This is a genomic window from Streptomyces sp. NPDC055140, from assembly GCF_053607285.1.
The window spans coordinates 276,598-290,179 of sequence record NZ_JBSGTG010000003.1; the positions used below are offsets into that span (position 1 = coordinate 276,598).

Here is a 13,582-nt window from a genome sequence, read left to right on the forward strand (position 1 = left end):
GCGTTGACGCGTTCGAGCCCTTGGGGCTCGGCAATCCTGTTCAGCACGGTCGTGCGGCCTGTCCAAGCAGATGCCCTGCCCGGCCTGACCGGGGTCGGGTGCCCGGTCAGGTCAGTCAGGTCGGATCAGGGCGGGGCTTATACGGCGTCGCCGGGCTTGGGGAGGGGCTTGCCGTACCAGAGTTCGATGAGGCGGGCCGCGATCGAGATTCCGTAGGGGGGCATGACCTCTCCGGACTCGAATGCGGCGCGCAGGTCTTCGCGGGAGAACCAGCGGGCTTCGTGGATTTCTTCGCCGTCGACGTTGATCTCGGACGAGGTGGCGCGGGCCATGAAGCCGAGCATGAGGCTGGAGGGGAACGGCCAGGGCTGGCTGGCGACGTATTCGACGTCGGGGCCGACGACGACTCCGGCTTCTTCGAAGACTTCGCGGCGTACGGACTGCTCGATGGACTCGCCGGGTTCGACGAAGCCGGCGAGGGTGGAGAAGCGGCCTTCGGGCCAGTGGACCTGGCGGCCGAGGAGTGCGCGGTCCTCGTCGTCCGTGACGAGCATGATCACTGCGGGGTCGGTGCGGGGGTAGTGCTCGGCTCCGCAGGCCTGGCAGCGGCGGATGTGGCCCGCGGCGGCGATGACGGTGCGTTCGCCGCAGCGGGAGCAGAAGCGGTGCAGTCGCTGCCAGTTCTCGAGGGCGACGGCGTGCACCATGAGGCCGGCGTCCCTGGGGGACAGGAGGAGTCCGGCTTCGCGCAGGCCGGCGGGGCGGGCGGACTGGTCGATGCGGCCGGGGAGGGTGTCCTTCTGGAGGGCGAAGTAGCTGACGCCGTCGTCGTCGGTGCCCAGGAAGTAGCGGTGGGCTTCGGTGAGGGGCGCTTCGAAGGACGGGGTCATGACCAGTTCGGTGGCGCCGTCCGACGTCTCGTCGATGAGGACCTGTCCGCCGGAGACCACGAAGACGCGGGTGGTGGGGTGGCTCCAGGCTGCGGCGAGCCAGGCCTCGTCGAGGCGGTGGTGTGCGGCGCGGTCGATTCCGCTGGGTGCGGAGAGCGAGAGCGGACGGTCGGCTGTGCGGTCGGTCCAGGTGGTCACGGGTGCTTCCAACTCCCCCGGTGGAATGGGTGTTTCGGCGGGACGGTTCGGCTGGGCGGGTGCGGGGTGTGGCGGGTGGGGTGGCTCAGTGTGCATCGCGCCAGTTCTCCGCGAGGTCGCCCCATAGATGGGCGGCTGTTTCGACGCCCTTTTTGAGGAGGTCTAGTTCGACTTTCTCGTTGGGGGCGTGCCAGCCGTCGGAGGGGACGGAGATGCCGAGGAAGAGGACGGGTGCGTCGAGGACGTCCTGGAGGTCGGCGGCGGGGCCGGAGCCTCCTTCGCGCGTGAAGCGGATCTTCTGGTCGAAGGCGAGGTTCATGGCGCGGACGACGGACTGGAGGGCGGGGTGGTCGAGGGGGGTGAGGCAGGGGCGGGTGGCGGCGCCGAAGGTGATGGTGTGGCGGATGCCGGCGGGGAGCTGTTGGGCGACCCAGTCGGTGACGGCCTTTTCCACGTGGTCGGGGTCCTGTCCGGCGACGAGGCGGAAGGACAGCTTCAGCGTGGCTGAGGAGGGGACGATGGTTTTACCGCCGGGGCCTTGGTAGCCGCCTCCGATGCCGTTGACCTCGGCGGTGGGGCGGGCCCAGATCCGTTCGAGGGTGGTGTGGCCGGCCTCTCCGTGGGTGGCGTGCGACTTGGCGGTGCGCAGCCATTGGGCTTCGTCGAAGGGGAGCTCGGCGAAGAGTTCCCGTTCGCGGTCGGTGAGGGGGGTGATGCCGTCGTAGAAGCCGGGGACGGCCACGCGCGCGTGGTCGTCGTGGAGGGCTGCGACGAGGCGGGCGGCGGCGGTGGCGGGGTTGGGTACGGCGCCGCCGAAGGATCCGGAGTGGATGTCCTGGTCGGGGCCGTGGAGTTCGATCTCGCAGTCGGCGAGGCCGCGCATTCCGGTGCAGACGGTGGGGGTGTCCTCGGACCACATGCCGGTGTCGGAGACGATCACGGCGTCTGCGGTGAGGCGGTCCCTGTGCTGCTCGACGAGGGCGCGGAAGTGGGGGGAGCCGGATTCCTCTTCGCCCTCCACGAGGAGCTTGAGGTGGACGGCGGGGGTGGTGCGGCCGGTGGCGGCGAGGTGGGCGCGGACGCCGAGTGTGTGGAAGAACACCTGTCCCTTGTCGTCGGCTGCCCCTCGCGCGTGGAGGCGGTTTCCGATGACGACGGGTTCGAAGGGGTCGGTGTTCCAGCCGTCCTCGCGGGCTGCGGGCTGGACGTCGTGGTGCCCGTAGACGAGGACGGTGGGGGCGTGCGGGTCGTCGGAGGGCCAGTCGGCGAAGACGGCGGGGGCGCCGGGTGTCTCCCAGATCTCGGTGGTCGGGAAGCCGGTCTCCCGGAGTTTCACGGCGAGCCAGTCGGCGCTGCGGCGTACGTCGGGTGCGTGGTCGGGCTGGGCCGACACGGACGGGATTCGGAGCCACTCGGCGAGGTCCTGGAGGAACGCGTCGTGGTGGGTCTCGATGTACGCACGGACGGTGCTGACGGCGTTGTCAACGGGCTTGCTCATGGTCCCGAGCCTATCCGTCCGCCGGGGCGTGCTCGTGCGGTGGTTCCGGTGCTCTCCGGTCGCCGGGGCCGGGGGTGGGGTCTTCGAGGAGGAGGCGTTCCAGTTCGGCGCGTCCGGGGAGGTCGCGGGGGGTGACGGTTTCGCCGTCGCGTACGTAGACGAACGTCGCTTTGACGGCCTCGGGCGCGAGGCCGTGCTGCTCGGCCCAGGCGAGTCGGTAGACGGCGAGCTGGAGGGGGTCGGCGGTGCGGCCGCGAGTGGTCTTCCAGTCGACGATCTCGTACGTGGTGTCGTCGCCTTCGCCTTCTTTGTAGACGGCGTCGATGCGGCCGCGGATGACGCGGCCGGCGATGGCGAGCTGGAAGGGCGTTTCGACGCGGTGGGGGGTGCGGTGGGCGTAGGGCGTGCTGTCGAAGGCTTCTTTGAGGGCTTCGAGGTCGCGTTCGTCGGCGATGTCGGCCTCGCTGCCGGGGAGCTCTTCGGGGTCGAGCATGGGCAGGCGGAGCTCTTCGAAGCGGGATTCGACCCAGGCGTGGAAGCGGGTGCCGCGGCGGGCGGCGGGCTGGGGCGGGCGGGGCATGGGGCGGGCCAGGTCCTGGGCGAAGCCGTCGGGGTCGGCGGCCAGGCGCAGGAGCTGGGAGGCGGTGAGTGTGGTGGGGAGGGGGACGTCGCGGACGGCCTGGCGGGAGCGCAGGAGTTCGCCGGTGAGGGCGTCGAGGTCGCGGTCCCAGGAGGCGAGTGTGCGGGTCTCCTCCGGAGTCGGCCGGTGGCGCTCCGGGGGGACGGTTGGGGCGGTGCTCGTGGGTGCCGGGTCCTGGTGGGGGCGGGTGTCGGCGTCCTGGGGCGTGGCGGGGTGCGGGATGGCGCCCGGGAGGTGCGCGCCCGTGGGCGTGTGCGGGGCGTTGTGCACGGGCTTGTGCGGGGCGCCACGCATGGGTCGGGCGTCGTCCGGGTGCGGGTGTGGGTGCGCGTCGTTGTGCGGGGCATCGGCCGCGGGCTGCTCGTGCGCGGGGGGGCCGGTCGGGTGCGGGAGCGTGGGGCGTTCGTGGGGCAGCGCATCCCAGTCGTCCCACTCGTCCCAGTCCGGTCCGGGGCCATCCTCCGGTGAGCTGACGAAATCGCCCTCTTCATAAAGAGGCTCGTCTCCGTAGAGGGGCCCGTCTTCGTAGGAGGGCTCGCCTTCGTAGAGGTCCTCTTCGTCCGGCGGGGCCGGCCAGTCCGGGTCGGTGGACGTGGCCGAGTGACCCATCTCATGGGAGTGGGCGTCGGCGTCGGCCGGGGTTTCGAGGTGGGCCAGCACCGTGGCCGCGGCCGCGCGGCGGCGCGCCATGGCCTCGTCGTCGAGCGGGAGCGGCCACGCGTGTTCGGCGGATGCCTCCTGGAGCGCGGGGTTCTCCTCGTCCTCCTCCGGTTCGTCGGCCCAGGCCTCGATCTCCCCGTGTCCGGCGGCGCAGTGGTCGTACAGCGCCTGGAGGAAGTCGGAGGGGCCTCGGGGGCGCTTCTGGGCGGGGCCCCACCAGTGGCCCGAGCCGAGCAGGAGGGTGCGGGGGCGGGTGTACGTGACGTAGCCGAGGCGGAGTTCCTCGGTGCGCTGGTGTTCCTTCATCTCTTCGTGGAAGGCCTTCATGCCCTTGGAGTCCCACGCTTCGATGTCGGGCAGTGTGGCGGCGTCGCCGCGCAGTTCGTGCGGCAGGACCTTGCTCTGGGCGGTCCATTTCTCGCGGCCCTGGGCGCTGGGGAACGTCCCGGTGACGAGGCCGGGGACGGCGACGACGTCCCATTCCAGGCCCTTGGACTTGTGGGCGGTGAGCACCTTCACGGTGTTCTCGCCGCCGGGCAGCGCGTTGTCGAGGCCCTTTTCGTACTGGGCGGCGGTGCGCAGGAAGCCGAGGAAGGCGAGGAGGGTCGCGGAGCTGTCGTTCGCGGCGAACGAGGCGGCGATGTCGAGGAAGTTGGAGAGGGTCTCGCGGCGGCGGGCGGCCAGGGCGTGCGGTGAGGCGGCGAGTTCGACTTCGAGGCCGGTGACGGCGAGGACGCGGTGGAGTACGTCCATCAGCGGGTCGGCGAGTGAGCGGCGCAGGTCGCGCAGCTCGGTGGCGAGGCGCGCGAAACGTACGCGTGCCTCGGGCGAGAAGGGCAGCCTGTCGTCGCCCGGTTCGTCGAGGGGGGTCTCCAGGAACGTGTCGAGGGCGTCGGCGAGCGATATCACTTCGGAGGGGTCGACCCCCTCGACGGCTTGGGCGAGGCGGCGGTCGGGGTCCTCGTCGCCCCCGCGAGCGTGGGCGACGAGGAGGCGGGCGCGGCGGCCGAGGAGGGCGAGGTCGCGGGGGCCGATGCGCCAGCGGGGGCCGGTCAGGAGGCGGACCAGTGAGGCGTTGGCGCCGGGGTCCTGGAGGACTTCGCAGACGGCGACCAGGTCGGCGACCTCGGGGAGGTGGAGGAGGCCGGAGAGGCCGACGACCTCTACGGGGATGTCGCGTGCGACGAGGGCGCCCTGGATGGCGGCGAAGTCGGTCGCGGTGCGGCACAGGACTGCGATCTCGCCGGGGGCGGTGCCGGTGCGTACGAGGTGGGCGAGGGAGTCGCCGAGCCAGTCGATCTCCTCGGCGTGGGTGCGCAGGAGGGCGCAGCGGACGATGCCGTCGCGTTCGGCGCCGGGGGCGGGGCGCAGGGCTTCCACGCCCGCGTGGAGTGCGCGCAGCGGCTGGGCGAGGCCGTTGGCGAGTTCGAGGAGGCGGCCTCCGCTGCGGCGGTTCTCGCTGAGGGAGAAGCGGGTGGCGGGGCGGCCGCCGGTGTCGGCGAAGTGTTCGGGGAAGTCGTCGAGGTTGGCGACGGAGGCGCCGCGCCAGCCGTAGATCGCCTGGCAGGGGTCGCCGACGGCGGTCACGGGGTGGCCGGTGCCCGCTCCGAAGAGGCCGGCCAGGAGGATCCGCTGGGCGACGGAGGTGTCCTGGTACTCGTCGAGGAGGACGACGCGGAACTCGTCGCGGAGGATGGCGCCGACCTCGGGGCGGGTGCGGGCGAGGGTGGCGGAGAGGGCGATCTGGTCGCCGAAGTCGAGGAGGTCGCGGGCGCGCTTGGCTTCGCGGTACCGGGTGACGAGGCCGGTGAGGTCGAGGCGGGCGGCGGCTGCCTCGGGGACCTTGCGCAGGTCGGCGTTGGTGAGTTTGCGGCCTTCGAGGGTGTGCAGGAGGCGGGTGTCGTAGGCGCGCAGTTCGTCGGGCTGGACGAGGTGTTCGGCGAGCTCGCCGTCGAGGGTGAGGAGGTCGCTGACGAGGTCGGCGAAGGAGCGGGTGAGGGCCGGGTAGGGGCCGGGGGCCTCGCGCAGGACGCGGGCGGCGAGCTGGAAGCGGGTGGCGTCGGCGAGGAGGCGTGCGGTGGGTTCGAGGCCGATGCGCAGGCCGTGGTCGGTGAGGAGGCGGCCGGCGAAGGAGTGGTACGTGGAGATCACGGGCTCGCCCGGGGGGTTGTCCGGGTCGATGGCGTCGGGGTCGGTGACGCCTGCCTTGATCAGTGCCTTGCGGACGCGCTCGGCTAGTTCGCCGGCGGCCTTGTTGGTGAAGGTGAGACCGAGGACCTGTTCCGGGGCGACCTGGCCGGTGCCGACGAGCCATACGACGCGGGCGGCCATGACCGTCGTCTTGCCGGAGCCGGCTCCGGCAACGATCACCTGCGGGGCGGGCGGCGCGGTGATGCAGGCCGTCTGCTCCGGGGTGAACGGGATCCCGAGGAGCTCCTTGAGCTGCTCGGGGTCGGTGAGGCGTGTGGTCACCTCATCGAGGCTAACCGGCCCCACTGACAGCGCCGGCCCGATCCGGTGGAGGCGCACGTCACGCGACGTCCGGAGCGGTCGATGCACACGTCGCTGGGCACCGCGGTGGAGGCGCGTGTCACTCGACGATGTGTTTGCCCTCGGGGCGGGCGCTGCAAGAGGCGCGGAACGCGCAGTGGGTGCAGTGCTGTCCGGTGGTGGGCGTGAAGCGTTCGTCGAGGACCTTGCCGGCGGCGGTGGCGAGAAGGTCGCCGACCCACTCCCCCTCGCCTTCCCCGTGTTCGCCGAGGGGTTGTTGCGACTGCACCTTGGGGAGGGTGTCGCCGCCGTCCTTCTTGGCGGCGCCCTGGCGCAGCTGGACGAGTTCGGCGCCGCCGGGTTCGGGGCGTTCGCCGTCGAAGGGTTCGTCGACGGCGCCCTCGCGGACGGCGAGCTGGTACACGGCGAGCTGGGGGTGGCGGGCGACGTCGCCGGCGGAGGGGGCCTGCTTGCCGGTCTTGAAGTCGACTACGTAGGCGCGGCCTTCGGTGTCGCGTTCGACGCGGTCCATGGAGCCACGGATGCGTACTTCGTAGGAGCCCGCTTCGAGGGTGACGTCGAAGGCGTGCTCGCTGGCTACGGGGGTGCGCACGCGGCCGGAGTCGACGTGCCAGCGGAGGAAGCGTTCGAGCGCCACGCGCGCGTGCTCCTTCTCCTGGGCCGACTTCCAGGGGGCGTCGAAGGCGAGGGCGTCCCAGACCGAGTCGAGGCGTTCCATGAGGACGGCGAGGTCGGCGGGGGTGCGTCCGGAGGCGACCTCGTCGGCGAGGACGTGGACGACGTTCCCGAAGCCCTGGGCGGCGGTGGCGGGGGCGTCGGCCTTGACCTCGCGGCCGAGGAACCACTGCAGGGAGCAGGTGTTGGCGAGCTGGTCGAGGGCGCTTCCGGAGAGCACGACGGGCTGGTCGCGGTCGCGCAGGGGGAGCCTGCTCTCGGTGGGGTCGTCCATGCCCCACCAGCGGTAGGGGTGCGCGGACGGCACGAGGGGGCGTCCGTCGTCGTCGGTGAGGGCGGCGAGGCGGGCGAGCCGGCGAGCGGCGGCGTCGCGCAGCGTGTCGGAGGCGCGGGGGTCGACGGTCGTGGCGCGCAGTTCGGCGACGAGCGCGGCGACGGACAGGGGGCGGCGCGGGCGGCCGGTGACGTCCTGGGGGTCGACGCCGAGTTCGGCGAGAAAGCGGGACGGCTGGTCTCCGTCGTCGGCGGGTGCCTTGACCGCGGTGACGACGAGGCGCTCACGCGCGCGCGTGGTGGCCACGTAGAACAGGCGGCGCTCTTCGGAGAGGAGCGCTCCGGGGGTGAGGGGTTCGGCGAGGCCGTCGCGTCCGATGCGGTCGGCTTCGAGGAGGGAGCCGCGGCGGCGCAGGTCGGGCCACAGCCCTTCCTGTACGCCGGCGACGACGACGAGGCGCCATTCGAGGCCCTTGGAGCGGTGGGCGGTCATGAGGCGTACGGCGTCGGGGCGTACTGCGCGTCCGGCGAGGGTGTCGGCGGCGATGTCCTGAGCTTCGACCTCTTCGAGGAAGTTGAGGGCGCCGCGGCCCCCGGTGCGTTCCTCGGCGCGGGAGGCGGTCGCGAACAGGGCGCACACGGCGTCGAGATCGCGGTCCGCGTTGCGTCCTGCGGCGCCGCCGCGGCGGGCGGCGCGTTCCAGTCGCTGGGGCCAGGAGGTGCCGTTCCACAGCTGCCAGAGGGCTTCCTCGGCGGTGCCTCCTGAGGTGAGGGCTTCACGGGCCGCGCGCAGCAGTGCGCCGAGGCGCTGAGCGCCGCGGGCGTGGGCGGGGTCGTGGGCGGTGAGGCGTTCGGGCTGGGCCAGGGCGCGTGCGAGGAGTTCGTCGGAGGGCGGCGGCAGGTGGTTGCCGGCGGCGCGTTCCTCCTCGCGCAGGGCGCGGCCGAGGCGGCGCAGGTCGGCGGCGTCCATGCCGGCGAGGGGTGAGGCGAGGAGGGTGAGGGCCGTGTCGTTGTCGAGCCAGACGGGCGGTTCCCGGCCCTGGTCGTCGTCGGGTTCGGGGGTGTCCTGCGCGACGCTGAGGGCGACGGCCCTGAGCGCGGTCAGCAGGGGCGTGACGGCCGGTTCGTGGCGCAGGGGCAGGTCGTCGCCGTCGATGTCGAGGGGGACGCCCGCGGCGGTGAGGGTGCGGCGGATCGCGGGGATGGAGCGGGTGCCGGCGCGGACGAGGACGGCCATGTCGTTCCAGGGGATGCCGTCCTCGAGGTGGGCGCGGCGCAGGATGTCCGCGATGTTGTCGAGTTCGGTGCCGGAGGTCGGGTACGTGTAGGCCTCGACGCGGCCGCCGTCCCGCGCGGGGGTCAGCTCGCGGTGGGCGCGGACCTTGTCGGCGGGCAGCCGGGTCAGGGGCATGCGCCGGGTGATGCGGCGGGTGGCGTCCAGGAGGTGTGCTCCGGAGCGGCGGGACGTCGTGAGGACCTCTACGGGGGCGGCGCTTTTGTCGGCGCGGGGGAACTGGTCGGGGAATTCGAGGATGCCGTTCACGTCGGCGCCGCGGAACGTGTAGATCGACTGGTCGGGGTCTCCGAAGGCGAGCAGGGTGCGGCCGTCGCCCGCGAGGGCGTGCAGCAGCCGCACCTGCGCCGGGTCGGTGTCCTGGTACTCGTCGACGAACACGGCGTCGTAGCGCGTGGCGAGTTCGTCGGCGACGGGGCTGCGGTGGGCGAGGAGGACCGCGCGGTGGACGAGTTCGGCGTAGTCGAGGACTCCGTGCAGGTCGAGGACGTCGAGGTAATCGGCGAGGAAGGTGGCGGCGGCCTTCCAGTCGGGGCGGCCGATCCGGCGGGCGAAGGCGTCGAGTGCGGCCGGTCCGAGGCCCAGTTCGCGGCTGCGGGCGAGGACGGCGCGTACCTCGTCGGCGAAGCCTCGGGTGGTCAGGCAGGCCCGCAGCTCGTCGGGCCAGCGGACGTGGGCGAGACCGGCCTGCTCCAGGTCGATCTGGCCGGCGAGCAGTTCGCGTACGGCGACGTCCTGTTCGGGTCCGGACAGCAGGCGCAGGGGTTCCGCGAACAGGCCGGCGTCCTGGTGGGCACGGACGAGGGCGTAGCAGAACGAGTGGAACGTGGTGGCCTGTGGTGCGTGGGCGGCGCCGATGCGCAGGGCCATCCGGTCGCGCAGTTCGACGGCTGCTTTGCGGCTGAAGGTGAGGACCAGGATGCGCTCGGGGTCGGTGCCTTTGGCGATGCGTGCGGCGACGGCCTCGACGAGCGTGGTCGTCTTGCCCGTGCCCGGTCCCGCGAGGACGAGCAGCGGGCCGTGCACGTGGTCAACCACCGCGCGCTGCCGTGCGTCCAGACGAGGGGGGTCCACCAGGGCCGGCGGGGTACGCACCAGTCGGTACGCGCCGGGGGTCCCCTGTCGTACCTGGCGGTGCGACAGGTTCCGGGTGGAGGAAGAGGAGCTCACGTGGATCGCTGGTCCTGGTGGGTGTGCTGGGGGGGACGGGGAGGCGGCCGGCCGGCCCTGCGGGGCGGTGGCTGCGGGGTGAGGGAGGTGCGCGCCGTCGACGCTACGCCGTCGAGTGTGGCGGAAGCCGGGCTTCCGCCGGGTCCCCCGGGTCCCGTGCGGCACGGATGTGCCGCGATTCACGAACGTACGCGATGGCAGCGAAGTGCCCCTCTCGCCCCGTTTCCCCCGTACGGGCCGTGGGCCGCTCGTGCGGGGACGCAGTGGCGGAGGCTGTCAGGTGTGAGATTCCGCGCGTTCCTCGCCGTCCCATCGCGCGTGCCTCATGTCGAGGCGCGGGATGTGTCCCTCGGACGTGCGGGAGGCCTCGCGCAGGGGGGTGCTCTCCGCGCGGTAGTGCGCCATGGCGTCCAGTTCGTGGCCGGGCAGCAGCACGCCGTCCGAGCGCACGACGCGCCACCACGGAACGGCTCCCCCGTAGAGGGCCATCACGCGGCCGACCTGGCGCGGGCCGCCCTCGCCGAGCCATTCGGCGACGTCACCGTAGGTCATGACGCGCCCGGGCGGGATCAGCTCCGCGACCTCGAGCACCCGCTCCGCGTACTCCGGCAGCTCTCCCGCCGCACCGCTCTCCTCGCTCATCCGGCCCATCCTGCCGCACCCCACCGACACTGTGACGGCCCGGTCACGGGGCGTGGAGAGGTACATGAAGAAGCACGAATCCGCGGTTGCGGGATACTTTGCTCGCCCGCATCGCACCCTGATGCCCCCCTGTGTCAGTGGGACGTGCCACCATCGTGCGGGCGGTGACCGGTGATACGAGATCAAGAAGAAACGACGGAGCAGCAGGGCGTGCATCCCGATAAGGCGGAGGGCACCTCTGGGGCTTCGGCGCGCCCGGACAGCGAAGAGGCCGACCACTCCCCCGTGACCGAACGCCTGGGCCGGCGGGCCGAGGCGCCCCCGGCGGGCGCGCCCGAGGAGACCGCGGAGGCCTCGCCCGAGAAGAGCGCGGAGGCCGGGCCCGAGCGGACCGAGGTCCCTCTCGTCGACCCGGAGTGCATCGACGCCGACGCACACTCCGAGCGGGTGGACGGCGACGAACCCCTCCTTCCTGCGCGCGTGCACCGCCCCTCCGACCTGATGCGTCTCCTGGTGGGCGTTCTCGCGATCGCCGTGCTCCTGTCGATCGCCGCCTTCGCCCACGGCACGACCTCGGGTCTTCAGCAGGACATCAGCAAGGGCACGGGCGCCGCCCCCGACCTCATGATCAAGTTCGCGGGGCTCGCGTCGAGCATCGCGATCCTCCTCGTCCCGGTCGCCTTCGCGATCGAACGGCTGATCAAACGCGACGGGCTGCGGATCGCCGACGGTGTTCTCGCGGCCGTCCTCGCGCACGGTGTGACGCTCGCGACGGACCTGTGGGTCGCCCAGGGCGCCCCGCAGTCGATCCAGGACGCGCTCACCCGCCCGTCGCCGGGCGACATCCACGCGCTGACCGATCCGGTGCACGGCTATCTGGCGCCCGTCATCGCCTATATGACGGCCGTGGGGATGTCACGCAGACCCCGCTGGCGCGTGGTGTTGTGGGTGGTGCTGCTACTCGACGCGTTCGCGATGCTGGTCACCGGCTACACGACCCCGTTCTCGATCATCCTGACGGTCCTCATCGGCTGGACCGTCGCCTACGGCACGCTCTACGCGGTCGGTTCGCCGAATGTGCGGCCCACCGGCCAGACGCTCCTCGCCGGCCTGCGGCACGTCGGCTTCCACCCGGTGAGCGCGGCCCGCGAAGAGGCCCACGAGGGCGCTACGGAGAACGGCGACAGGGGACGGCGCTACTTCGTCACCCTGGAGGACGGCCCCCCTCTCGACGTCACCATCGTCGACCGAGAACAGCAGGCACAGGGCTTCTTCTACCGCGTGTGGCGCCGGCTGACGCTGCGCGGGATCACCACGGGCCGCAGCCTCCAGTCCCTGCGCCAGGCGCTGGAGCAGGAGGCGCTCCTCGCGTACGCGGCGATCGCGGCCGGGGCCAACGCACCGAAGCTGATCGCGACGTCCGAGCTCGGCCCCGACGCGGTGATGCTCGTGTACGAGCACACGGGCGGCCGTTCGCTGGACTCGGTGCCTGACGAGGAGATCACCGACGAGCTGCTGCACGACACCTGGCACCAGGTGCAGGCGCTCCAGTCGCGGCGTATCGCCCATCGGCGGCTCACCGCCGACGCGATTCTGGTGGATCGTTCCGGCACGGTGATCCTTACGGATCTGCGCGGCGGCGAGATCGCGTCCGGCGATCTGATCCTGCGCATGGACATCGCGCAGCTCCTGGCCACGCTGGGTCTTCGTGTGGGCGCCGAGCGTGCGGTGGCGTCCGCCGTGGGGGTGCTCGGCCCCGACGCGATCGCCGACTGCCTGCCGCTGCTCCAGCCCATCGCCCTGAGCCGTACGACGCGCTCGACACTGCGCAAGCTCGGCAGGGAGCGTTCCGAACGCGAGCGCGAGGCCGTGCTCGAGGCGTCGCGCAGGGCGAAGCAGGCCCGCCTGGACGAGGCCGCCGCCCTTGCCGAGCCCTCTCCCGCCGAGGAATCGACGCCTACGGAGAGGCCCACCGAGGAAACGCCCTCTACGAAGACGGTCGCCGAGCGGATCACGCCCCCGTCGGCCAAGACCTCCGCGAAGGTCGAACGGCAGACCGAGAAGGCCGAGCGACAGGCCGAGAAGAAGGCCATCGACGAGGCTCTGGACGAAGCGCGCGAGGAGGACCTCCTCACCCAGATCCGCCACCAGGTGCTCCGCATCCGGCCGCAGGCACCCGTCGAACCGGCCCGCCTGGAGCGCGTCAAACCGCGCACCCTCGTGAGCTTCATCGCGGGCGCCATCGGCGCGTACTTCCTGCTGTCGCAGCTCACCCACATCGAGTTCGGCACGCTGTTCGACCAGGCCCAGTGGGGCTGGGTCGCCGCCGCCGTCCTGTTCTCGGCGCTGAGCTACTTCGCCGCCGCGATGAGCCTGCTCGGCTTCGTGCCGGAACGGGTGCCGTTCCTGCGGACGGTCGCCGCCCAGGTCGCCGGTTCGTTCGTGAAGATCGTGGCACCGGCCGCCGTCGGCGGTGTGGCGCTCAACACCCGCTTCCTGCAACGCGCGGGCGTGCGCCCAGGGCTCGCGGTGGCCAGTGTCGGCGCCTCCCAGCTCTTCGGCCTGGGCGCTCACATCATGATGCTGCTGACCTTCGGCTATCTGACCGGCACGGAGAAGACCCCCTCCCTGTCGCCGTCCCGGACGGTCATCGCGGGTCTGCTGACCGTCGCGGTCCTCGTGCTCGTGGTCACGTCGATCCCGTTCCTGCGGAAGTTCGTCGTCACGCGCGTACGGTCCCTGTTCGCCGGCGTCGTACCGCGCATGCTGGACGTACTCCAGCGGCCTCAGAAGCTGATCACCGGCATCGGCGGCATGCTCCTCCTGACGGCCTGCTTCGTGATGTGCCTGGACGCGTCGATCCGCGCCTTCGGGGACGAGTCGACGACGCTCAGCCTGGCCAGCGTCGCGGTCGTGTTCCTCGCGGGCAACGCGCTCGGTTCCGCCGCGCCGACGCCGGGCGGTGTGGGCGCGGTCGAGGCGACCCTGACGGTCGGCCTCATCGCGGTCGGACTGCCCAAGGAGGTCGCGGCCCCGGCCGTGCTGCTCTACCGGCTCCTGACGCTGTGGGTGCCGGTGCTGCCGGGCTGGCTCTTCTTCAACCACCTCTCCCGGAAGGGCTCTCTGTAGGA

General features: G+C 72.2%; 6 protein-coding genes. 1 reads left to right on the plus strand and 5 read right to left on the minus strand.

Going from position 1 to position 13,582, the window contains the following annotated elements; genetic code table 11:
- Positions 1–137 precede the first annotated feature (137 nt).
- The 5 genes from nudC to ACWFR4_RS08980 form a co-directional block, all read right to left on the minus strand.
- A complete protein-coding gene (nudC, locus tag ACWFR4_RS08960; protein ID WP_453651663.1) occupies positions 138–1,088 on the minus strand; it encodes an NAD(+) diphosphatase in 951 nt (316 codons plus the stop codon).
- A gap of 85 nt (positions 1,089–1,173) precedes the next feature.
- Complete coding sequence (locus tag ACWFR4_RS08965) at positions 1,174–2,586, minus strand: dipeptidase (RefSeq protein WP_453462977.1); 1,413 nt, start codon at positions 2,584–2,586, stop codon at positions 1,174–1,176.
- A gap of 10 nt (positions 2,587–2,596) precedes the next feature.
- Complete coding sequence (locus tag ACWFR4_RS08970; RefSeq protein WP_453651665.1) at positions 2,597–6,358, minus strand: UvrD-helicase domain-containing protein; 3,762 nt, start codon at positions 6,356–6,358, stop codon at positions 2,597–2,599.
- A gap of 118 nt (positions 6,359–6,476) precedes the next feature.
- Complete coding sequence (locus tag ACWFR4_RS08975) at positions 6,477–9,809, minus strand: ATP-dependent helicase (protein ID WP_453651667.1); 3,333 nt, start codon at positions 9,807–9,809, stop codon at positions 6,477–6,479.
- 276 nt (positions 9,810–10,085) lie between these two features.
- Entirely contained in the window at positions 10,086–10,460 is a 375-nt protein-coding gene (locus ACWFR4_RS08980) for an MGMT family protein (RefSeq protein WP_116510254.1), read from the minus strand.
- 162 nt (positions 10,461–10,622) lie between these two features.
- Here ACWFR4_RS08980 and ACWFR4_RS08985 point away from each other — a divergent pair, with 162 nt between their 5' ends.
- On the plus strand, positions 10,623–13,580 hold the full coding sequence (locus ACWFR4_RS08985) for a lysylphosphatidylglycerol synthase domain-containing protein (RefSeq protein WP_453651669.1): 2,958 nt from the start codon (positions 10,623–10,625) through the stop codon (positions 13,578–13,580).
- Positions 13,581–13,582 lie beyond the last annotated feature (2 nt).

Excerpts from the sequence above, each read along its gene's own strand:
- ACWFR4_RS08965 (WP_453462977.1), bottom strand. The coding sequence starts at position 2,586 with ATGAGCAAGCCCGTTGACAACGCCGTCAGCACCGTCCGTGCGTACATC.
- ACWFR4_RS08980 (WP_116510254.1), bottom strand. The coding sequence starts at position 10,460 with ATGGGCCGGATGAGCGAGGAGAGCGGTGCGGCGGGAGAGCTGCCGGAG.